The following is a 20,160-nucleotide window of genomic DNA, read 5'->3' as shown; positions in this document are numbered from 1 at the left end:
GAAGGGGGCTTCCCCTCCCGCTACTTCACCATGGCCGGGACCCGCTGGTCCGGGGCCGGCTTCGGGCCCTCGCCCGGGCCATCGCCGGGCGGTTCCACCGGGTTCACGCCGAACCAGGATTTCACCTTCTCCCGCAGCGACTGGAAGACGACATAGAGCATCGGGATCAGGAAGATGCCGATCAGCGAGGCCGCGAGCATGCCGCCGAAGACCGGGGTGCCGACCGCGCGGCGCGACAGCATGGCCGCGCCCGTGGCGGTGACCAGCGGCACCAGCCCCAGGCAGAAGGCGATGGAGGTCATCATCACCGCGCGGAACCGCAGCCGCGAGCCTTCGATCGCGGCGTCGCGGATCGGCATGCCGCGCTCGCGCGCCTCCTTGGCGAATTCGATGATCAGGATGCCGTTCTTGGCGGCCAGCGCGATCAGCACCACCAGCCCGATCTGCGCATAGACGTCGAGGCTGAGCCCGGCGACCTTGATGGCGAGGAACGACCCCAGGCCGCCCACCACCACCGACAGCAGCACCGGCACCGGGATGGTCCAGCTTTCGTACAGCGCCACCAGGAACAGGTAGGCGAACAGCACGGCCAGGGCGACGACATAGATGGTCTGCCCCGCCGCCAGCTTTTCCTGGTAGGCCGTGCCGGTCCATTCGAAGCTGTAGCCGGCCGGCAGCACCCGGCGGGACAGCTCCTCCATCGCCGCCAGGGCATCGCCCGAGGAGACGCCCGGCTTGGGCGAGCCGTTCACCAGCACCGCGCGGTAGTTGTTGTAGCGGCTGATGGTCTGCGGCCCGACCACGGTGCGGATATCCGCCAGCGCCCGCAGCGGCACCATGTCGCCGCGGTTGTTGCGGACGCGGATGCGCCAGATGTCGGAGATGTCGTCTCGGTCCTGCGCCTCGGCCTGGATGTTGACCTGCCAGGTGCGGCCGAACAGGTTCAGGTCGTTGACGTAGAAGCCGCCGAGCGAGGCCTGCAGCGCCGAGAAGATCGCGCTGATCGGCACGCCCAGCGCCTGCGCCTTGTCGCGGTCCACGTCGAGGAAGATCGAGGGCGTCGCCGCCGAGAAGGTGGAGAAGACCTGCTGCAGGCGGGGGTCCTGGTTGGCGGCGACGACCAGGCCGAGCATGGCGCTGCCGAGCTCCGCCGGGTCGCGCCCGGACAGGTCCTGCAGCTGGTACTCGAAGCCGCCGCCGGTGCCGAGGCCGATGATCGGCGGCAGGTTGAAGGCGACGACGTTGGCGGTGCGCACCGCGGCGCCGGCGCCGAAGACCCGCCCGATCGAGGCGAAGACGCTGTCCTTCGGATCGGTCCGCTGGTCGAAGGCCTTCAGCCGCGCGACCATGAAGGCGGTGTTCGACTGCGCCCCCTGGTCGATCAGGCTGAAGCCGACGATGGACAGCACGTTCTCGACCGCCGGGATGCTCTTCAGGATGCCTTCCACCTGCTCGACCGCCGCCTTGGTGCGGGACAGGGAGGCCGCCTGCGGCAGCTGCACCTGGACGAAGAAGGTGCCCTGGTCCTCCTGCGGCAGGAAGCCCTGCGGGGTCTTCGAGCCGATGGTCCAGATCGCGAAGGCCAGCCCCGCAGTGATCGCGAGCGAGAGGATCGAGACGCGGACGATCCGCCGGACGATGCCGGCATAGCCGTCCCGCACCTTGTCGATGCCGCGGAGAACATACCTGATCGGCCCGCGCTTCGGCCCGGTATGCCGCAGGAACAGGACACACAGCGCCGGCGACAGCGTCAGCGCGTTGATCGCCGAGATCACCATGGCGGCCGAGATGGTCACCGCGAACTGGCGGAACAGCACGCCGGACAGGCCGGGGATGAAGGCGATGGGGACGAAGACCGACAGCAGCACCAGGGTGATGGCGATGATCGGCGCGGTGATCTCGCTCATCGCCTGCTTGACCGCCTGGTTGGGGGTCAGCTCGGGGTGCTCCTCCATCACGCGCTCGACGTTCTCGACCACCACGATGGCGTCGTCGACGACGATGCCGATCGCCAGCACCATGGCCAGCAGGGAGACGGTGTTGGCGCTGTAGCCGATGGCCAGCAGGATGGCGAAGGCGCCGATCAGGCTGACCGGGACCGCGACGGTCGGGATGATGGTCGCGCGAAACGAGCCCAGGAACAGGTAGACCACGACGATGACGAGGATGAAGGCCTCGATCAGGGTCTTGATCACTTCCTGGATCGTGTCGACCACGAAGGTCGAGCTGTCGTACAGCACCTGCGCCCGCATCCCCTCGGGGAAGCGGGTGGCGAGCTCGTCGAGCGTCCGCTGCATGGCCCTGGAGACGGAAACGGCATTGGCGCCGGGCGCGAGGTAGACGCCCATTGTGATCGCCGGCGTGCCGTTCAGCCGGCTGGTGGTGTCCTGGCTCTGCGCGCCGAGCTCGACCCGCGCCACGTCGCGGATGCGCAGCACCGAGCCGTCCGGGTTGGCGCGGATGATGATGTTGGCGAATTGCTCGGGCGTGACCAGCCGGCCCAGCGTCTGGATGTTCATCTGGAACTGCTGGGTGTCGGGGATCGGCTGGGCGCCGATGCGGCCGACCGCGGCCTGCAGGTTCTGGCTCTGGATCGCCGCGACCAGGTCCTGCGGCGTCAGGTTCAGGCTGGTCAGCCGGTCGATCTCGAACCAGACGCGCATGGAGTAGTTCTGCGCGCCGAAGGGGTTGACCTGGCCGACGCCGGGGACGCGGGCCATGCGGTCGATCATATTGATCGTCGCGTAGTTCGACAGGAACAGCGGGTTGTGGTCGGGATTGCTGGAGGTCAGCGCGATGAACTGCAGCACCGAGGAGGACTGCTTGCGGACGATCAGCCCGGACCGCTGCACCTCCTGCGGCAGGCGGGCGATGTTGGCCTGGATGCGGTTGTTGACGTTGACGGTGTTGATGTCGGGGTTGGAGCCGAGCAGGAAGCTGACGCTGAGCGAATAGGTGCCGTCATTGGCGCTGTTCGAGCGCATGTAGATCATGTTCTCGACGCCGTTGACGGCGCTTTCGATGATCTGCGCGACGGTCGCCTCCACCACCGCGGCCGAGGCGCCGGGGTAGGTGGCGTTGACCGAGACCTGCGGCGGCACGATGTCGGGGAACTGCGCCACCGGGATCCGCAGCAGCGCCAGCGCACCTGCCAGGGTGGTGACAATGGCGATGACGATGGCGAGCCGGGGGCGATCGACGAAGATGGCGGAGAACATGCCGGGTCAGCCCGGCCGGCCGGGCGCTGGCGGGCCGCCGGGTCGGCTCCCGGGCGGCGGCGCGCCCACCGGCGCGGCATTCACCTCCTGCCCCGGGCGGACCCGCTGCAGCCCCTCGGCGATCACCGTCTCGCCGCCCTGCAGCCCGGCCTCGATCACCACCTGGTCGCGCAGAGTCTGGCCGAGCGTCACCGCGCGGCGCTGCGCCTTCTTCTCCGCGTCCACCACCATCACGTAGTTGCCGCCCTGGTCCTGCAGCACCGCGGCGCGGGGCAGCACGATGGCCGCCACCGGCTCGGCGCCCTCGACCGAGACGGTGACGAACTGGCCGTCGATCAGCTCCCGGTCGCCGGCGCCGCCCGCCTGCACCTCGGTGCGGCGCGGGTTCGGGATCAGCGCGCGGATCAGCAGGCTGTCGGTATTGCGGTCGATCTGGGTGTCGACGAACTGGATGCGGCCGGGATGCGGATAGGTGCGGCCATCGGTGGTGCGGATGCGGATCACCACGGCGTTGACGCCGCCGCGCGGCTCGTACCGGTTGCGCAGCTCGACCGCGGCGCGGGCGCTGACGGTGAAGACCACGCGCATCGGGTCCTGGCTGACGATGGTCGCCAATGGTTCGGTCAGGGTCGGCGTCACCACGTTGCCCGGCGTGTAGGTCGCCCGGCCGATCTTGCCGTCGATCGGGGCGATGATGTCGGTATAGCCGAGGTTGATCTCGGCGGTGCGCACCGCGGCCTGGGCGCCGAGCACGCCGGCATTCGCGGTGCGTTCCTGCGCCTGCGCGTTGTCGAGCGCCACACGCGTGCCGGCCCCGGTCTGCTGCAACTCCCGCGCGCGGGACAGGGAGACGCGGGCATTCTCCTGCGTCGCCTGGGCCGAGGCGACATTGGCGCGCGCCTGTTCCAGCGATGCCTCGAAGGGGGGTTTCTCCAGCCGGAACAGCACGTCGCCGGCCTTCACCTCCTGGCCCTCCTGGAACAGGCGTTCCTGCAGGAAGCCGGTGACGCGGGCGCGGATCTCGACCCGGTTCACCGCCTCGATCCGGCCGGTGAACTCGGAGCTCTCGGTGACCGGCTTGCGGTCGGCGGTGACGGTGCCGACGGCGGGCGGGCCCTGCGGCCCGAACTGCGCGAATGCCGGCGCCTGGGCGAGAAGCAGCAGCAGCAGGGCAAGCGGTATACGGCGCATGCGTCGGGGATCCAGTCGGAGGTACGGCGCATATTGCACCAGCGAAGAGAGGTTTGGCATCTGGCCGATCGGGGGGCTACCGCAAGCGGGCCTCGCGCCGATGACATTCTGTCAAATAATGTAGCGGCTTGTCCGCGCCGTGCCCGACGGGCAGGCTGGGACGATGTGGTTCGCCCCGCCCCGAGAAGTTCCCGTCCGCGCCTTCGCAACTTTGCCGGAGGCGCATCGCGCGGCGCGCCGCACCGCCTGGTCGGACGCCAACCGCGCCGGCGCCGCGATCGACAGCTTCCTCGAAGGCCCCTGCTTCAATGCGGCGGGCGACCTGCTGGTCACCGACATCCCGAACGGCCGCATCTTCCGCGTCGGCACGCAGGCCTGGGACCTGGTGGCGAACTATGCCGGCTGGCCGAACGGCATGGCGGCGGCACCCGACGGCGCGCTGCTGATCACCGACTACAGGCTCGGCCTGCTGCGCCTCGACCCCAGGACGGGAACCATCGCCCCGGTGCTGGAGACGCTGGTGTCGGAAGGGTTGAAGGGCCTCAACGACCTCGTGCTGGACGCCTCCGGCGCCATCCTGATGACCGACCAGGGCCAGACCGGGCTGCAGGACCCGAGCGGCCGGGTGCTGCGGCTCTGGCCCGACGAGCGGATCGACCGCTTGATCTCGAATGGCCCGAGCCCGAACGGCATCGCCCTGAACCGGGCGGGCACGCATTGCTACGTGGCGATGACCCGCAGCGCCGAGGTCTGGCGCTTCGCCCTGCGCGCGGATGCGATGGTCGCCAAGGCCCACTGCTTCTTCCGCGTCCCCGCCGGGACCAGCGGGCCGGACGGCTTGGCGGTGGATGGGGCTGACCGGCTCTTCGTCGCCAATCCCGGGCATGGCCAGATCTGGGGCGTCGATCCGCATGGCCAGCCGCTGTTCCGGCTGGACTGCACCGGCTTCGGCCGCATGCCGACCAATTGCTGCTTCGCGCCGGATGGCCGCACGCTGCTGATCACCGAAAGCCAGTCCGGCACGGTGCTGGCCGCCGAGATCCCGCCGGCCTGACGCGGCGCCGGTCGGGGAGGAGACTCCGGATGACGCAACCACGTCTGGCGCAGCCCGGCCCGGCGCTATCGCCGCGGGTGGCAGGCCTGGCGGCCCGCGCAACCCCGCTCGAATTCATCCTGCAGCCCGGCCTGAGCCTGCTGGAGGCGGTGGCGCGGCCGCTGCGGGCGGCCGGCTTCGCCAGCGCCGTGGTGGAGCTGCACGGTGGCGATGTCCACCCTTTCGCCTATGTGCTGCCCGCCCATGCGCCGAATGCGGTCCATGCCGCCTGGTACAGCGCCAGCCACGAACCGTCCGGCGGGGCGCGGCTGGACCGCGGCAACGTCACCTTCGGCCTCCGCGAGGACGCGCCCTGGCTGCACTGCCACGCCATCTGGCAGGAAGCTGCCGGCCGCCGCGCCGGCCACGTGCTGCCGGAGGAGACGGTGGTCGCCGCGCCCATCGCCGCCCGCGCCTGGGGCCTGTCCGGCGCCGGCTTCGCGGTCGGGCCGGATGCGGAGACGAATTTTTCCCTCTTCCAGCCGGCGCCGCTGCCGGGGTCCGCGGGCGGCAGCCGGGCCCTGGTGCTGCGCGTGCGGCCGAACGAGGACCTGGTCGCGGCGCTCGAGGCCGCCTGCCGCGAGCATGGCTTCGCCCGCGCCGTGCTCCGCGGCGGCGTCGGCAGCCTGGTTTCGCCGCGCTTCGCCGAAGGGGGCGGGACCGACGACATCGCCACCGAATTGCTGGTCACCGGCGGCGGCGTGACCGAAGCCGGCGGCACGGTCACCGTCGCCCTCGCCGACATGCGCGGCCGCGTCCATGCCGGCAGCGTCGTCCGCGGGGCGAATGCCGTCTGCATCACCTGCGAGCTGGTGCTGGAGGAAGGGCCCGGCTGGGAGCAGAACGCCGTGGGGCAGCATCGCCCGGGGGCGTGAATCTGCTCCGGCGGTTCAGACACGCGGAACATGCCTTGCATGGCGGCAGCCCGCCGCAGGAGACAGCTTCATGCAGAGACGCGCCTTCCTGGCCACCACCGCCGCCCTGGCCGCCCCCGCCGCCGTGCGGGCGCAGGCCGCGACCACCTTGCGCTATACCCCGCAGCAGGACCTGGTGACGCTCGATCCGGTCACCACCACCGCCTATATCAGCCGCAACCACGGCTACATGGTCTTCGACACGCTCTACGGCATGGACGCCGACTTCCAGCCGACGCCGCAGATGGTCGACGGCCATCTGGTGGAGGAGGACGGGAAGCGCTGGACCCTGACGCTGCGCGACGGCTTGCTCTGGCATGATGGGGAGCGCGTGCTGGCGCGGGACTGCGTCGCCAGCATCCGCCGCTGGGCCAGGCGCGACCCCTTCGGCGCCAGCCTGATGGAGGCGACGGATGAACTCTCCGCCCCCGACGACCGCACCATCCGCTTCCGCCTGAAACGCCCCTTCCCGCTGCTGCCGCTGGCGCTCGGCAAGGCCAGCGTGCCGGTCTGCGCCATGATGCCGGAGCGGCTGGCGAATACCGACCCCTTCCGCCAGGTGCCGGAGATGATCGGCAGCGGCCCCTTCCGCTTCAAGGCGGACGAGCGCGTCGCCGGATCGCTGACCACCTACACGAAATTCGAGAAATACGTTCCCCGCAGGGACGGCGCGGTCACCTGGACCTCCGGGCCGAAGGTGGTGCATTTCGACCGCGTCGAATGGCGCGTCATGCCGGACCCGTCCACCGCCACCTCGGCGCTGGTGGCAGGCGAACAGGACTGGCAGGAATACGCCTACCACGACCAGCTCTCCCTGCTGCGGCGGGCGCGGGGCGTGACGGTGAAGGTGCTGGACCGCACCGGCTTCGTCGGCATGGTGCGGCAGAACCACACCCAGCCGCCCTTCGACAACCCCGCCATCCGCCGCGCGCTCTGGGCGGCGCTCGACCAGACCTCGATGATGCAGGCAGTGGTCGGGCCGGCGGAGACCGGCCTTTACAAGGTGCCGCTCGGCTTCTTCGCACCGGGCACGCCGATGGCCTCCGATGCCGGGTTCGACGTGCTGGCCGGCCCGCCCGATGCCGCCAAGGCGAAGGAAGCGCTGCGCGCCGCCGGCTACAAGGGCGAACCCGTGGTGCTGATGGTGCCGTCCAACTCCGCGGTGCTGCTGGCCCTCGGCGCGGTGTTCGAGGACATGCTGAAGCGCATCGGCATGAACGTCGAGGTCTATGCGGTCGAATTCAACGCCATGCTGCAGCGGCGCAACCGCCGCGGCCCGCCCTCCGACGGCGGCTGGAGCCTCTTCGTCACCAACTGGTCGGGCGCCGACTGGCTGACCCCGGCGGGCCACATCGCGCTGCGCGGCGGCGGCGAGACCGGCTATGCCGGCTGGGCCAGCATGCCGCGGATGGAGGCGCTGCGCGAAGCCTGGTTCCGCGCCCCGGACCTCGCGGCGCAGCAGGCGATCTGCCGGGAGATGCAGCAGCTGGCCTTCGACGAAGCGGCCTACTACCCGCTCGGCCAGTACCTGCAGCCCACCGCCTTCCGCAACATCACCGGCGTGAACGACGGTTTCGCCACCTTCTGGAACGTGAGGCGCGCCTGACATGGCCGACACCGACAGCATCCGCGCCACGGCGCTCGACTGGATCGCGGCGAACGAGGCGCGCATGTCGGCCTTCTGCGCCGGCATCTGGGCGCATGCCGAGCCGGCCTGGCGCGAATACCGCTCCGCCCGCGACTATGTCGCGCTGCTGCGGGCCGAAGGGTTCACGGTGGAGGAAGGCTCGGGCGGCATGCCCACCGCCTTCGTCGCCACCTGGGGCGAAGGCAGGCCGGTGCTCGCCGGCTTCTCCGAATATGATGCAGTGCCCGGCAATTCGCAGCAGGTGGTGCCGCGTCCGGCACCGCGGGAAGGACTGCACCCCTATGCCGCAGGCCATACCGATCCGCATTCGGCATTGGGTACCGCGTCGCTCGCCGCCATGCTCGGCGCCCGCGCGGCGATGGCGGCGCATGGCGTGCCCGGCCAGCTCAAGCTGTTCGGCGAGCCGGCGGAGAAGGTCTGCGGCTCGAAGCCCATCCATGCCGCGAAGGGCTACTACGACAACCTCGACGCCGCCGTCGTCTGGCATCCCTGGCCGCTGAACACGGTGACGTCGGACACGCAATTCGGCGCCTATTGGTCCGCCGTCATCACCTTCGAGGCCGACAATCCCGAGGGCTGGATCGATCCCTCGCTCATGCCGATCGAAGGCGCGCATGCCGCGGCCCGCTGCCCCGGCGCGCTCGACGCCATGATGCTGATGTACACCACGACCAAGTACACCAAGGAGGCGATGTTCCCGCATGCCGGCTCCTGGACGCTGAACGAGCATGTGCTCGGCGACGGCGGCGCGACCTCGGACAACCTGACGCCGCGCTTCGCCCAGATCCAGTATTCCTGGCGCGCCTCCTCGCTCGGCATCCAGGAACAGATCTGGCGCGTGCTGGCGAACAACGCCCGCCACGCCGCCGGCATCACCGGCTGCCGCGCCTTCGTCCGTTGGGTGACCAAGACGCGGGTCGGCCTGCCCAACACGGCGATGACCGACCTCACCTGGAAGAACCTGCAGGCGGTCGGCGCGCCGGTCTACGCGGAGGAGGCGCTGGAATTCGGCCGCGCCATCCAGCGCAACCTCGGGCTCGATCCGATGGACGACCCCTTCATCGCCAGCGTCACCCAGCTGACCCCGCCCGAGGTCAACGAGGCGAAGATGCGCGCCAGCCTGCCCGCCTGGCAGAAGCACCTGAGCGCCGACGACTATGTCGAATTCTGCTGGCATGCGCCCACGGTGCGGCTGCTGGCGGCCCGGCCGCGGCTGCGGCCGCCTTCGCCCGGCTATGCCTATCCGAACTGGGCCTACAACGCGCTGGGCGGCCTGCCCGCGGCGGTCGATCCCGGCATGTTCGTCGCGGCGAAGACCATGGCGCTGACCTATGTCGACCTGGCGACCCGGCCGGCGGTGCTGGCGGCGGCGCAGGCCGAATGGCGCGACCGCACCGGCGGCGGCATCGGCGGCAGGGACTGGGTCGGGCCGCTGCTGCCGGCGGATTTCGACCCGCCGGTCGACCTGCGCTGGCCGGAATACGTGGCGACGCCGCGCGGCGAGGAATGGTGCTTCCCGACGCCGACCAAGGGGACGGGTGCCGGTGAGGCGCTCTGAAGGAAAAGGAAAGGCCAGGGAGGAAGTATCCTCCCTGGACCCACCTCTCCCTTTCTGAGTCCGGCACCGGCCGCGCGGCCGGTGCCGGACTCAGAAAAAGGAAGGGAGGGGTTTGGGGAGGAAACACCTTTTCCTCCCCGATCTTCCTACTCCGGCTGCACCCCCGCGGCGCGCAGCAGCGCCACGCCGCGCTTCATCTCCTCCTGCAGGAATTCCATCACCTGGGCCGGTGTCGCCACCTCCGGCACCGGCTGCACCGAAAGCTCGGCCAGCCGCGCCGCGGCTTGCTGCTGCGCGGCGGCGAAGGCCGCCTGCAGGGCCGCAAGCGCCGCCGGCGGCGTCCGCGCCGGGGCCAGCGCCACCAGCCAGGCCTCGTGGCGGAACGCCGCCAGCCCGGCCTCGGCCGAGGTCGGCACCTCCGGCAGGCTCGCCACCCGCTGCGGCCCGGCGATCGCCAGCGGCCGCACCGCGCCGCCGCGGATGATGCCGAGCGCCGAGGGGATCGGGTCCACCACGAAGATCGCGTCGCCGGTGATCACCGCCTGCATCGCCGGTCCGCCGCCGCGGTAGTGCACCGGCTGGACATCGGTGCCGGACACCGCGCGGAACACCTCCCCCGCCACGTGCACCGCGCTGCCGATGCCGGCGCTGGCGAAGTGGTGCTTCCCCGGTTCCGCCCGCAGCTTGGCCAGCAGCCCGGCCAGGTCGGCGATGCCCGATTTCGGGTTCACCACCAACACCTGCGGGATGCGGCCGAGATGCGCGATGCCCGAAAAATCGCCGATCGGGTCGAAGGGCAGCCGCGCCACCAGCGCCGGGGCGATGACATGGGCATTGCTGTGGACGAGGATGGTGTGGCCGTCCGGCGCCGCCTTGGCCACCGCATCCATCCCGACCAGCCCAGCCGCGCCGCCCGGCCGGTTCTCCACCACCACCGGCTGGCCGAGCGCGGCGGAGGCGCCCTCGGCCAGCACCCGCGCCACCACGTCGGTGGTCCCGCCCGGCGCGAAGGGCACCACCACGCGGATCGGCCGATCTGGCACCCAGCGCGGCGCCTGGGCATGCGCAAGGGTGGGCAGGGCGGCAAGCGCGAGCAGGCTGCGGCGGCTGGGCATGGCGTGTTTCTTCCCCGGACTGGTTGCGGCCACCCTGCCGGGATGCGTCGGGCGCTGTCCAGCCGCCGCCCGGTTGCGCGCGCCGCGCCGCCGGACCACCATCCGCGCAAGCTTCGGGGGACCATCCATGCAGCGCTTCGAGCTCGCCTTCCTGTCGACCACCATCGGCGCCGCGCCCAAGGCGGCCCCGGCGATCGAGGCCTGGGCGCGGGAGGGCAAGGGCCGGCTGCACGCCGTCTGGGCCTCCGAGATCGGCCTGCTGAACCAGATCCTGGTGCTGCGCAGCTTTGCGGGCGATGCCGACCTGGCCGCCGAACGCGCCCGGGCGATCGCCAGTGCCAGCCCCTTCGGCTGCGGCGAGTGGCTGACCGGCCTGTCGATGGACAGCTACGCGCCCTTCCCCTTCATCCCGCCGGTGCCGACCGAAGGCGCGCTCGGCCCGGTCTACGAGGTGCGCAGCTACATCCTGAAGACCGGCGGCCTGGCGCCGACCATGGCGGCCTGGGAGAACCAGTTGCCGGCGCGGGTGCAGGTCTCCCCGCTGGTGGTCGCCATGCATGCGCTGGATGGCCCACCGCGCTTCACCCATATCTGGGCCTATCCATCCTTGAACGACCGCCTGGCGATCCGCGCCGACACGGTCGCCCGCGGCATCTGGCCGCCGAAGGGCGGGCCGGACTGGCTGGGCGAGATGCGCAGCACGATCTGCCTGCCGACCGCGGTCTCCCCGCTGAAGTAGCGGGGCATGGAGCCCTTCCTCTCGCTCGCCCATCTCACCGTGCTCGACCTGCCGCCGCCGGCGGTGGTTCGGGTGGCGGCGGAGGCGGGCTGCCGCGCGGTGGGGCTGCGGCTGCTGCCGGTGGCGCCGGGTGCGGCGGGCTGGCCGCTGCAGGACGACCCGGCGCTGCTGCGGGAGACGCGGGCGGCGATGGCAGCGACCGGGGTCGCGGTCGCCGACCTCGAGATCGTCATGCTGCGGCCGGAGACGCGCATCGCCGATTTCCTGCCGTTCTTCGAGGCCGGCGCGGCGCTGGATGCGAAGCATGTGCTGGTCGCCGGCTACGATCCGGACGAGGCACGGCTGACCGCGACCTTCGCCGCCTTCTGCGAGGCCGCGGCGGGGTTCGGCCTGACCGGCGACCTGGAATTCATGCCCTGGACCGACACGCCGGACCTGGCGGCAGCCATCCGCGTGGTGCGCGGCGCAGCCCAGCCGAATGGCGGCATCCTCGTGGATGCGCTGCATCTCGACCGGTCCTTGAGCCGGGTGGAAGACCTCGCCGCGGTGCCGCCGGCATGGCTGCACTACTGGCAGCTTTGCGACGCGCCGGCCGAGCGCCCGGCGACGACCGAGGGCCTGCTGCACACCGCCCGGGCCGAACGGTTGTTCCCCGGCGAGGGCGGCCTGGATCTGCCGCCGCTGGTGCGGGCCATGCCGCCGGGCATCCCGGTCAGCCTGGAGATCCCGACCCTGGACCTGGCGAGGACCATGGGGCCGGAAGCGCGGGTGCGGCGCGCGGCGACGGCGGCCCGCCGGGTGATCGCCGCCGCCCGGGCCTGACACCCGACCATCCCAAGACGGAGGAGACGATCCATGGACGACCTGAAGGGCAAGGTGGCACTGGTCACCGGCGCCAGCCGCGGCTTGGGCGAGGGCGCGGCGCGCGAATTGGCCGCCCGTGGCGCCTCGGTCATGCTGGTGGCGCGCGACGGCGCCGCGGTGGCCGCCGTGGCGCAGGGTATCGGCGACAGGGCGGCATCCGGCTCCCTCGACGTCTCGGACTATACGGCGGTGGAGCGCGTGGTGGCCGCGACGCGCGCCCGCTTCGGCGGGCTGGACATCCTGGTGAACAATGCCGGGGTGATCGAGCCGATCGCCGAGATCGCCACTTCGGACCCCGCCGCCTGGGCGCGCAACATCCAGGTCAACCTGGTCGGCGCCTACAACGTCGTGCGCGCGGTGCTGCCGGGGATGCTGGCCGGCAGCGGCGGCACGATCATCGACATCTCCTCCGGCGCCGCCTACCGGCCGCTGGAGGGCTGGAGCGCCTATTGCTCGGGCAAGGCGGGGCTGGCGATGCTCACCAATGCCATCGCGCTCGAGACGGCGGGGAAGGGCATCCGGGTCTTCGGCTTCTCCCCCGGCACCATCGACACCGAGATGCAGGTGAAGATCCGGGCGTCGGGGATGAACGTCATCAGCAAGATCCCCCGCGGCGACCTGCTGCCGGTGGCGCATGCGGTGCGTGGGCTGGTCTACCTGTGCACCAAGGCGGCGGACGACCTGCACGGCACCGATGCCTCGATGCGGGACGATGCGTTCCGGGCACGCATCGGCCTGTAGCCCGCCCGCCGCGGCCTGATGACCGGAGGGCCGCAGGCCCGCAGGGCTGAATCGGCCGGCCCAACATGGACCCCGGTCTGGACAGCCGGCCCGGGTCGCGGGATTGTCCCCGCCAAGCCCGAGAGGAAACGCATGCAGCGCGAACAGCTGGAGTCGGCCCCGTCCGCGGCCGAGGATTGGCCGGACCAGATCTACGACCTGCTGAAGCAGCACGAGATCCGCCAGGTGGCCCTGGTGCCGGATGCCGGGCATTCCCGGCTGATCAAGCGGTGCCTGGCCGACAACGACATCAAGGTCACCACCCTGACGACCGAGGAGGAGGGCATCGCCCTGGTCTTCGGCGCCTGGCTGGGCGGCGAGAAGGCGGTGCTGCTGATGCAGTCCTCCGGCGTCGGCAATTGCATCAACATGCTGTCGGTGCCGATCTCGCACCGCACGCCCTGCCCGATGATCGTGACGATGCGCGGCGACTACGGCGAGTTCAACCCCTTCCAGGTCCCCATGGGCAATGCCACCCAGGCGGTACTGGAAGCGATGGGCACGCTGGTGAAGCGCGCCGACACGCCGGAGGACGTGGCCCCCACCGTGGATGCCACGCTGCGCATGGCCTTCAACACCTACCGTCCGACCGCGACCCTGATCGGCCAGCGCGTCCTCGGCGCCAAGACCTTCGGAAAGTGACCGCGATGATCGAGATTGCCGACAGCGGCAAGCTGGAGCGCCGCTCCGTCGTCCGGGCGCTGCTCGAGGACCGTGGCGAGCTGCTGGCGATCGCCGGGCTCGGCGCCCCGGCCTGGGACATCACCGCGGCCGGCGACGGGCCGCAGAATTTGCCATTGTGGGGCGGCATGGGCGGCGCGGCGGTGATGGGCCTCGGGCTCGCCCTGGCGCAGCCGGCGAAGCCGGTGCTGGTCATCACCGGCGACGGCGAGATGCTGATGGGCGTGGGGTCGCTGGCCACCATCGCCACCAAGCAGCCGCGCAACCTCTTCGTGGTGGTGCTGGACAACGAGCATTACGGCGAGACCGGCATGCAGGAGACGGCGACGCGCCACGGCGTGGACCTGGCCGGCATGGCCAAGGCAGCCGGCATCGCCGACAGCCGCAAGGTCACCACGCCGGAGGAGGTGCTGGCGCTGCGCGACGCCATCCGCGCCGGCCACGGGCCGATCTTCGCCCAGGTGAAGATCGACGCCGCCAGCCTGCCGCTGGTGCTGCCGCCGCGCGAGGCGTCCATCCTGCAGGCGCGGATGCGGGAAGCCATCCTCGGCCCCAAGGCGCACCTGCAATGAGGCGCCGCGCGCTGCTCGCCGGGGTGCTGGCCACGCCGGCGGTGGCGCGCGCGCAAGGTGCCGAGTCGGCTTGGGCGCCGGACCGGCCGATCCGGCTCATTGTCCCCTTCGCCGCCGGCGGCAGCACCGACGTCACCGCGCGGCTGGTCGCCCAGGCGCTGGGCGAGCGGCTCGGCCAGCCGGTGGTGGCGGAGAACCGGCCGGGCGCCGGCGGCAACATCGGCGCCGAGGCCGCGGCCCGCGCCGCGCCCGACGGCTATACGCTGCTGATGGCGGTCAGCGGCATCCTCGCCGCCAACCGGGCGATCTATCGCAGCCTGCCCTATGATTCGCTGCGCGACTTCGCCCCGGTCTCCCAGGTCGCCGTCATCCCGAACCTGATCGTGGTGAACCCCGACCTGCCGGTGCGCGACATCGCCGGGCTGATCGCCCATGCCAAGGCCAATCCGGGCAGGCTGAACCACGGCAGCGCCGGCTCCGGCACCTCGTTGCATCTGGCCGCGGCGCTGTTCGCGGCAAGGGCGGGGATCGAGATGGTCCACGTCCCCTACCGCGGCGGCGCCCCGGCGGCGACCGACCTGATGGCCGGCAAGATCCAGATGATCGCCTCCCCCATGGTCGAGGTGATCGGCGCGGTGCAGGCCGGGCAGCTGCGGCCGCTGGCGGTGACCACGGCGAAGCGTTCGCCCCTGCTGCCGCAGGTGCCGACGGTGGGGGAGACGCTGCCGGGCTTCGAGATCCCGCTGTGGAACGGCATCGTCGCGCCCGCCGGCACGCCGCCCGCCATCGTCGCCCGGCTTTCGGCCGAGCTCGGCGCGGCGCTGCGCGGCGACGACCTGAAGCGCCGCCTGGCCGAGCAGGGCAGTGAGCCTATGCCGAGCACGCCGGAGGAATTCGCAAGCTACATCCGCGCCGAGATTCCGCGCTGGGCGGAGATCGTCCGCATCTCCGGCGCCACCGCCGACTGACCAGGTTTGATCGCGTGATCGACGCCCCCGGCTGAAGCAGCCTCGGGCGGCCACGCTCTAGGGAAGAAACGCATGCCGCACGTCGTCTGCCTCCGCCCCGTCCACCCGGAAGCGCTCGCGCTGCTGCGCGCCTCGCCCGGCGTCACGGTCGAGGTCCTGGACCCGGTGAACGAGACCACCATCGCCGCCGCCATGCCGAAGGCGGATGCGGTGATCGTCCGCGCCACGCCGATCAACCGCGCCTTCCTGGCGCATGCGCCGAACCTGCGGATCGTCGCCCGGCACGGCGTCGGCTACGACGCGGTGGATGTCCCGGCGCTGACCGAGCGCGGCATCCCGCTGACCGTGACGCCGGACGCCAATGCCGCCTGCGTCGCCGAGCACGCGATGATGCTGATGCTGAACGTGGCGCGGCAGACCCAGTACTACGACGCCGCGGTGCGCGGCCTGCGCTGGAGCAACCCGCCGGTCCCCGATACCTTCGACCTCGGCGGCAAGACCGTGCTGGTGATGGGGTTCGGTCGCATCGGCGGCCGCGTCGCCCGGCTCTGCAAGGCCTTCGACATGAAGGTGCTGGTGCGCGACCCCTTCATCCCGCAGAACACCATCAAGGGCGCCGGCTTCATCCCGGCCAAGGACCTGCAGGCGGCGCTGGCGGAAGCCGACGTGGTGACGCTGCACCTGCCGTCCAGCGAGAAGACCCGCGGCATCGTCAACGGCGAGTTCCTGGCGTCCATGAAAAAGGGCTCGATGCTGATCAACACCGCCCGCGGCACCCTGGTGGAGGAGACGGCGCTGGCCGGCGCGCTGACCAGCGGCCACCTGAAGGCCGCCGGGCTCGACGTGTTCTGGGAGGAGCCGGCCACGGCCGACAACCCGCTGCTGAAGCTGCCGAACGTGGTGATGACGCCGCATTCGGCCGCGGCGACGGAACAGGGGCTGCGGCGCATGGCGCTGTCCTGCGCCGACAGCATCCTGTCCGTCTTTGCGAACAAGCTCGACCCCGACGTAGTCATCAACCAGGAGGTGCTGCGCGGCAACGCGTAGCCCCCTCCGATCGCAGGGGGCCGCAGGGCCCGCAGCGTGAATCGGATGGGCAAGCCAGCCCGATCGCGGAGGGCCGTCAGGCCCGCAGCGTGAATCGGCCGGGCCAATGAAAGGAGGCACGACATGGTGGACAACCCGCTTCTCACGCTCGCCGGGCACGCCGCGTCCTGGCGCAGCCGGCCGCTGCCCGATGCCGTTGCCCACCATGCCCGCCGCGCGCTGATCGACTGGTTCGCGGCGCTGCTGCCCGGCCTGTCGAAGCCGCCCGCCACCCTGCTTGCCGCCGCCATGGCGGCGGAACGCGGCCCGGGCCGGTCGATCTGCTACGTGGATGGGCAGCCCTCCCCGCTGCGGCACGCAGCGCTTCTGAACGCGACCGCCAGCCACACGGTCGAGTTCGACGACATCTTCCGCGATGCCGGCTACCATCCCGGTTGCCCGACCATCGCTCCGGCCCTGGCCGCGGTGCAGCAGCAGGGTGGCAGCATGGACGACCTGCTCCGCGCCATCACCGCGGGCTACGAGGTCTCCTGCCGCATCGGCATGGCGGTGCAGCCGAGCCACTACAAGAACTGGCACACCACCGGCACGGTCGGCACCTTCGGCGCGGCGGTGGCCACCGCCGTGGCGCTGGGCTGCGACGCCGGCAAGATCGGCCATGCCATCGCCACCGCGGCGACCTTCGCCGGCGGGCTGCAGCAGGCCTTCCTGTCGGATTCCATGTCGAAGCCGCTGCACCCGGGCCATGCCGCCGATGCCGGCGCCCTGGCGGCGATCGGCGCCGCGGCCGGCGTGACCGGCGCGCTCGATGCGCTGCACGGGCCGAAGGGCTTCGCGGCCGCGACCAGCGAGGATACCGGCAAGTGGGACAAGGCGCTGGCCGATCTCGGCGCCCGGGTCTGCATCACCGAGATGACCTTCAAGAACCACGGCTGCTGCGGCCATATCTTCGCCGCGCTCGACGCCGTGCGCGACCTGCAGCGGGAACACGGCTTCGCGGCGGCGGAGGTCGCCCGCATCCATGTCGGCGGCTACGGCCCGACGAAGAGCATCTGCGACCGACCTTCCATCACCACGGAACAAGAAGCCCGCTTCTCCGTCCAGTTCACCATGGGGGCGCTGCTGGTGCTCGGCGGCGTGCGGATCGCCGCCTTCACCCCGGACAACCTGGTCAACCCCGCCATCCGCGCCATCATGCCGAAGGTGACGGTGGAACTGGACCCGGAACTGGCCGATGCCTACCCCGCCAGGCGCGCCGCCAAGGTCTGGCTGGACCTGGCCGATGGCCGGCAGTTGTACCGCTACCAGCCGACCCGCAAGGGCGACCCCGACGCGCCCCTGTCCGATGCCGAATTGGGCGAGAAATTCCGCGAGCTCTGCGCCCCCGTCATCGGCGCCGCAACGGCCGAGGCGATGCTCGACGGTCTTTGGCACGGCACTGCCGTCCCCGGCGCCCTGCCGCGGATCCTGCGCCAGGCCGCCGAATAGCCGGCCTCAGCCGCGCTGCGCCGCCGGGCAGGCATTGAGGCCCAGCAGGCTGCAGAGCGGGCGGTTGCCCAGCAGCCCGGTCGCCAGCGGCACCAGCCCGATGGCGCCCCACCAGCCGATCGGGCCGAACAGGCCGAGGCCGATCAGCACCAGGCCCAGGCCTAGCCGCAGCCTCTTGTCCAGCCCACGGATATTGCGCGTCAGGCCATGTCTCCCGCAGCGGCATGGTTGCGCCGCGGCAGTACAATATGAAATCTTTCTTTATCAGTGTATACTAACATTAAGAGGCTCGGAACCGTCTTGCCATGCTGACCGCCCAGCGCCGGAAGCGGCCACAGACCTGCGGCGCCAGGGGCGGTCCTGGTGGAAGTGCGGGAGCCGAACGAGCATGCCCGCGCCGGCATCCCCGGCGCGTTCTGCCTGCCGCTGTCCCGCCTCGGCGCGGCGGAACCGGCGCTGCCGGCGGGCCGTCCTGGTCAGGGGCGGGCTGCTTTCGCCGGGCCCAGCGGCGCCTGCGGCATGGCGCAGCCGCCGCGCCGCATGGGGTGGAACCGCGCCGCCGCCTGGCCGGGACCTAGTCCGCGGGCGGGCAGTAGATGTCGCACAGGACTTCCAGCAACCGCGCCGCCTTCGGGTCGGCCAGGCGGTACCAGATGGTCTGCGCCTCCCGCCGGGTGGCGACCAGCCGATCCTCCCGCAGCCGCGCCAGATGCTGCGACAGGGCGGATTGCGACAAGCCGACCACGCCGACCAGCTCGGTCACGTTCATCTCCCCGCCGCCCGCCAGATGGCAGAGCACCAGCAGGCGCTTTTCATGTGCCAGCAGGCGCAGCAGCCGGGCAGCTTCGGTGGCTCGCGCCTCCAGCACCTCCAGCGGCATCATTGTCGTCACGATCAGCCCCTATTGAGTCAGCTTGTTTTGTTTTAGGTATAATTAATATATCGGGTGGCCCGTGGTTGCGGGCTGTCGGCGGAAGGGTGGGATTGCCCCGAACCCTGGACCCGCGCGATCCGTATCCTGCGGTCAGACACGGCGTTCTGCCGTCGTTGCGTGCATTGGCGCTGGGATGGCCGTCGCCGCAGGGACGCACCCCTGGGACTGGACCCGAACCGGCCCGATTCTTCTCACCGATTCCGGTTTTTTGGTGACGCTACCCTACGATAGCAGGGTTTTCATCGCCAAAACCCGACTGAATCGCCGGGTCATCGCAATGCGAAGCATGATGTCCTCCCGGCCGGGCGTTCCGGTGGCTATGCTGACACCGGAAAGGTCCATCGCCGGACATCGGAACCATGCACCCATCGAAGCTGCCAGCCGCCGTCGGATTCATCTGCCGCCACGCCGCGATCGGCTTCGGGTTGGCGACGCTGTTCGTCGCCACACTGTTCTGGGCCGATCCAGGCGGGGTCGCGCAGGTCCTCCAGCGCGCGCCGGAACACCCATGGCCCACCTTGCTGCTCTGGTTCTTCTGCGGCCTGACCCTCGGCGCTGTGCAGATCGGCATCGCGGTGATGTTGCAGGGCGGGCCGCCCGACGACGACGACCGCGGTGGCGGACGGCGGGACATGGTTCTCGTGCCGATCCCCGTCACGCGCCGCGGCTGACAGGCAGGCTTGGGGAGGGAACTGAGTTTCCTTCCCGGACCCCTCCCCTCCTGTCCGCAGCTTCGGCATTCGCCGGGCTGCGCTTTCCGCTCAGTGCATGTGCGCGCCGCGGGCGATCGCCAGGTGGTGCGCCTGGTGGTGCGCGCCGCTCGCCATCAGCCCGAAGAAACCCAGGCCGCGGATATGCACCGCCGCCTTCGGATCGGCCGCGGTCACGGTCAGCCGGACGCCCTCCGGCAGCGGCTCGCTGCTGGCGCGCCAACCCTTGATGCGGTCCAGCTCCCGGGCATGCGCCGGCACCATGCGCCGCAACGCGACCAGCGTGCGGCCCTGGCCGGTGACGCTGACCTCGACGCCGCCCTCGATCGGGCGCGCGACCGCCTCGGCCCGCAGCATCACCTCGTCCATGTCCACCAGATGCTCCCGCAGCGCATCGAGGTCGACGCGCGACCAGTCGGTCGCCGGGTCGGCTTCCAGCAGGCGGACGATCTCCTGCAAGGCGGCGAAGGCGTCCTGGCCCGGCAGCACCGGCACCGCCGCCCGGGCCGGCGCCACGCCATGCGCGTGGCCATGCTTGGGCGCGGGTTGGGCCGCGGCGCCGCCGGCCAGCAGGCAGAGGCCGAGGAGGAGGGGCTTCGCAGGCATGATGGCACGCTCCGGCAGGGAAGGACCGCAGCCT

At 71.2% G+C, this 20,160-nt stretch carries 19 protein-coding genes; 13 read left to right on the top strand and 6 right to left on the bottom strand.

Annotation, left to right across the window (positions count from 1 at the left end; genetic code table 11):
• Window positions 1-20: 20 nt before the first annotated feature.
• Both ACFQS7_RS12165 and ACFQS7_RS12160 read right to left on the bottom strand, forming a co-directional pair.
• Window positions 21-3,218 (bottom strand): efflux RND transporter permease subunit, encoded by a 3,198-nt coding sequence (locus ACFQS7_RS12165; protein WP_380067339.1) that lies wholly within the window; start codon window positions 3,216-3,218, stop codon window positions 21-23.
• 6 nt (window positions 3,219-3,224) lie between these two features.
• A complete protein-coding gene (locus tag ACFQS7_RS12160; protein ID WP_380067338.1) occupies window positions 3,225-4,409 on the bottom strand; it encodes an efflux RND transporter periplasmic adaptor subunit in 1,185 nt (394 codons plus the stop codon).
• A gap of 139 nt (window positions 4,410-4,548) precedes the next feature.
• Here ACFQS7_RS12160 and ACFQS7_RS12155 point away from each other — a divergent pair, with 139 nt between their 5' ends.
• From ACFQS7_RS12155 to ACFQS7_RS12140, 4 genes are all read left to right on the top strand, one after another.
• Window positions 4,549-5,463 carry an SMP-30/gluconolactonase/LRE family protein gene (locus ACFQS7_RS12155; protein WP_380067337.1) on the top strand — a complete coding sequence of 305 codons (915 nt, stop codon included), beginning with the start codon at window positions 4,549-4,551 and terminating at the stop codon, window positions 5,461-5,463.
• Window positions 5,464-5,492: 29 nt separating this feature from the next.
• On the top strand, window positions 5,493-6,377 hold the full coding sequence (locus ACFQS7_RS12150) for a PCC domain-containing protein (RefSeq protein WP_380067336.1): 885 nt from the start codon (window positions 5,493-5,495) through the stop codon (window positions 6,375-6,377).
• Window positions 6,378-6,447: 70 nt separating this feature from the next.
• The gene (locus tag ACFQS7_RS12145) at window positions 6,448-8,022 is read left to right on the top strand and encodes an ABC transporter substrate-binding protein (RefSeq protein WP_380067335.1); all 1,575 of its coding nucleotides are present in this window, start codon (window positions 6,448-6,450) and stop codon (window positions 8,020-8,022) included.
• Between the two features lies 1 nt (window position 8,023).
• The gene (locus tag ACFQS7_RS12140; RefSeq protein ID WP_380067334.1) at window positions 8,024-9,622 is read left to right on the top strand and encodes an amidohydrolase; all 1,599 of its coding nucleotides are present in this window, start codon (window positions 8,024-8,026) and stop codon (window positions 9,620-9,622) included.
• 146 nt (window positions 9,623-9,768) lie between these two features.
• On the opposite strand, the gene ACFQS7_RS12135 is transcribed toward ACFQS7_RS12140, so the two are convergent.
• A complete protein-coding gene (locus ACFQS7_RS12135; RefSeq protein WP_380067333.1) occupies window positions 9,769-10,737 on the bottom strand; it encodes a tripartite tricarboxylate transporter substrate-binding protein in 969 nt (322 codons plus the stop codon).
• Window positions 10,738-10,864: 127 nt separating this feature from the next.
• On the opposite strand from ACFQS7_RS12135, the gene ACFQS7_RS12130 reads away from it, so the two are divergent.
• The 8 genes from ACFQS7_RS12130 to ACFQS7_RS12095 all read left to right on the top strand — a co-directional run bounded on the left by ACFQS7_RS12130 (window position 10,865) and on the right by ACFQS7_RS12095 (window position 17,876).
• The gene (locus ACFQS7_RS12130; protein WP_380067332.1) at window positions 10,865-11,476 is read left to right on the top strand and encodes an NIPSNAP family protein; all 612 of its coding nucleotides are present in this window, start codon (window positions 10,865-10,867) and stop codon (window positions 11,474-11,476) included.
• Window positions 11,477-11,482: 6 nt separating this feature from the next.
• The gene (locus ACFQS7_RS12125) at window positions 11,483-12,298 is read left to right on the top strand and encodes a sugar phosphate isomerase/epimerase family protein (protein WP_380067331.1); all 816 of its coding nucleotides are present in this window, start codon (window positions 11,483-11,485) and stop codon (window positions 12,296-12,298) included.
• A 33-nt stretch (window positions 12,299-12,331) separates the two neighbouring features.
• A complete protein-coding gene (locus ACFQS7_RS12120; RefSeq protein WP_380067330.1) occupies window positions 12,332-13,081 on the top strand; it encodes an SDR family NAD(P)-dependent oxidoreductase in 750 nt (249 codons plus the stop codon).
• Between the two features lie 132 nt (window positions 13,082-13,213).
• Complete coding sequence (locus ACFQS7_RS12115) at window positions 13,214-13,762, top strand: phosphonopyruvate decarboxylase (protein ID WP_380067329.1); 549 nt, start codon at window positions 13,214-13,216, stop codon at window positions 13,760-13,762.
• A gap of 5 nt (window positions 13,763-13,767) precedes the next feature.
• The gene (locus ACFQS7_RS12110; protein ID WP_380067328.1) at window positions 13,768-14,373 is read left to right on the top strand and encodes a thiamine pyrophosphate-dependent enzyme; all 606 of its coding nucleotides are present in this window, start codon (window positions 13,768-13,770) and stop codon (window positions 14,371-14,373) included.
• Window positions 14,370-15,341 (top strand): Bug family tripartite tricarboxylate transporter substrate binding protein, encoded by a 972-nt coding sequence (locus ACFQS7_RS12105; RefSeq protein WP_380067327.1) that lies wholly within the window; start codon window positions 14,370-14,372, stop codon window positions 15,339-15,341. Before ACFQS7_RS12110 ends, ACFQS7_RS12105 begins: the two co-directional genes overlap by 4 nt.
• Before the next feature lie 72 nt (window positions 15,342-15,413).
• On the top strand, window positions 15,414-16,388 hold the full coding sequence (locus ACFQS7_RS12100) for a hydroxyacid dehydrogenase (protein WP_380067326.1): 975 nt from the start codon (window positions 15,414-15,416) through the stop codon (window positions 16,386-16,388).
• Between the two features lie 123 nt (window positions 16,389-16,511).
• The gene (locus ACFQS7_RS12095; protein WP_380067325.1) at window positions 16,512-17,876 is read left to right on the top strand and encodes an MmgE/PrpD family protein; all 1,365 of its coding nucleotides are present in this window, start codon (window positions 16,512-16,514) and stop codon (window positions 17,874-17,876) included.
• 6 nt (window positions 17,877-17,882) lie between these two features.
• Here ACFQS7_RS12095 and ACFQS7_RS12090 read toward each other — a convergent pair whose 3' ends face one another.
• Both ACFQS7_RS12090 and ACFQS7_RS12085 read right to left on the bottom strand, forming a co-directional pair.
• The gene (locus ACFQS7_RS12090; RefSeq protein WP_380068012.1) at window positions 17,883-18,068 is read right to left on the bottom strand and encodes a DUF2892 domain-containing protein; all 186 of its coding nucleotides are present in this window, start codon (window positions 18,066-18,068) and stop codon (window positions 17,883-17,885) included.
• Between the two features lie 382 nt (window positions 18,069-18,450).
• Entirely contained in the window at window positions 18,451-18,759 is a 309-nt protein-coding gene (locus tag ACFQS7_RS12085) for an ArsR/SmtB family transcription factor (RefSeq protein ID WP_380068011.1), read from the bottom strand.
• Window positions 18,760-19,169: 410 nt separating this feature from the next.
• Between ACFQS7_RS12085 and ACFQS7_RS12080 the strand changes: the two genes are divergently transcribed.
• Window positions 19,170-19,481 carry a hypothetical protein gene (locus tag ACFQS7_RS12080; protein WP_380067324.1) on the top strand — a complete coding sequence of 104 codons (312 nt, stop codon included), beginning with the start codon at window positions 19,170-19,172 and terminating at the stop codon, window positions 19,479-19,481.
• A 90-nt stretch (window positions 19,482-19,571) separates the two neighbouring features.
• On the opposite strand, the gene ACFQS7_RS12075 is transcribed toward ACFQS7_RS12080, so the two are convergent.
• On the bottom strand, window positions 19,572-20,126 hold the full coding sequence (locus ACFQS7_RS12075; protein WP_380067323.1) for a hypothetical protein: 555 nt from the start codon (window positions 20,124-20,126) through the stop codon (window positions 19,572-19,574).
• Window positions 20,127-20,160 lie beyond the last annotated feature (34 nt).

The organism is Dankookia sp. GCM10030260 (assembly GCF_042666655.1).
Taxonomy (GTDB): Bacteria; Pseudomonadota; Alphaproteobacteria; order Acetobacterales; family Acetobacteraceae; genus Paracraurococcus.
This window is presented reverse-complemented; position numbering and strand designations above follow the sequence as displayed.

What these genes read in the sequence shown, in the direction of transcription:
- ACFQS7_RS12115 (WP_380067329.1), top strand. Translation starts at nt 13,214, where the DNA reads ATGCAGCGCGAACAGCTGGAGTCGGCCCCGTCCGCGGCCGAGGATTGG.
- ACFQS7_RS12150 (WP_380067336.1), top strand. Translation starts at nt 5,493, where the DNA reads ATGACGCAACCACGTCTGGCGCAGCCCGGCCCGGCGCTATCGCCGCGG.
- ACFQS7_RS12130 (WP_380067332.1), top strand. Translation starts at nt 10,865, where the DNA reads ATGCAGCGCTTCGAGCTCGCCTTCCTGTCGACCACCATCGGCGCCGCG.
- ACFQS7_RS12100 (WP_380067326.1), top strand. Translation starts at nt 15,414, where the DNA reads ATGCCGCACGTCGTCTGCCTCCGCCCCGTCCACCCGGAAGCGCTCGCG.
- ACFQS7_RS12120 (WP_380067330.1), top strand. Translation starts at nt 12,332, where the DNA reads ATGGACGACCTGAAGGGCAAGGTGGCACTGGTCACCGGCGCCAGCCGC.
- ACFQS7_RS12080 (WP_380067324.1), top strand. Translation starts at nt 19,170, where the DNA reads ATGCACCCATCGAAGCTGCCAGCCGCCGTCGGATTCATCTGCCGCCAC.
- ACFQS7_RS12145 (WP_380067335.1), top strand. Translation starts at nt 6,448, where the DNA reads ATGCAGAGACGCGCCTTCCTGGCCACCACCGCCGCCCTGGCCGCCCCC.
- ACFQS7_RS12110 (WP_380067328.1), top strand. Translation starts at nt 13,768, where the DNA reads ATGATCGAGATTGCCGACAGCGGCAAGCTGGAGCGCCGCTCCGTCGTC.
- ACFQS7_RS12075 (WP_380067323.1), bottom strand. Translation starts at nt 20,126, where the DNA reads ATGCCTGCGAAGCCCCTCCTCCTCGGCCTCTGCCTGCTGGCCGGCGGC.
- ACFQS7_RS12085 (WP_380068011.1), bottom strand. Translation starts at nt 18,759, where the DNA reads ATGATGCCGCTGGAGGTGCTGGAGGCGCGAGCCACCGAAGCTGCCCGG.
- ACFQS7_RS12135 (WP_380067333.1), bottom strand. Translation starts at nt 10,737, where the DNA reads ATGCCCAGCCGCCGCAGCCTGCTCGCGCTTGCCGCCCTGCCCACCCTT.
- ACFQS7_RS12095 (WP_380067325.1), top strand. Translation starts at nt 16,512, where the DNA reads ATGGTGGACAACCCGCTTCTCACGCTCGCCGGGCACGCCGCGTCCTGG.
- ACFQS7_RS12140 (WP_380067334.1), top strand. Translation starts at nt 8,024, where the DNA reads ATGGCCGACACCGACAGCATCCGCGCCACGGCGCTCGACTGGATCGCG.
- ACFQS7_RS12125 (WP_380067331.1), top strand. Translation starts at nt 11,483, where the DNA reads ATGGAGCCCTTCCTCTCGCTCGCCCATCTCACCGTGCTCGACCTGCCG.
- ACFQS7_RS12105 (WP_380067327.1), top strand. Translation starts at nt 14,370, where the DNA reads ATGAGGCGCCGCGCGCTGCTCGCCGGGGTGCTGGCCACGCCGGCGGTG.
- ACFQS7_RS12160 (WP_380067338.1), bottom strand. Translation starts at nt 4,409, where the DNA reads ATGCGCCGTATACCGCTTGCCCTGCTGCTGCTGCTTCTCGCCCAGGCG.
- ACFQS7_RS12165 (WP_380067339.1), bottom strand. Translation starts at nt 3,218, where the DNA reads ATGTTCTCCGCCATCTTCGTCGATCGCCCCCGGCTCGCCATCGTCATC.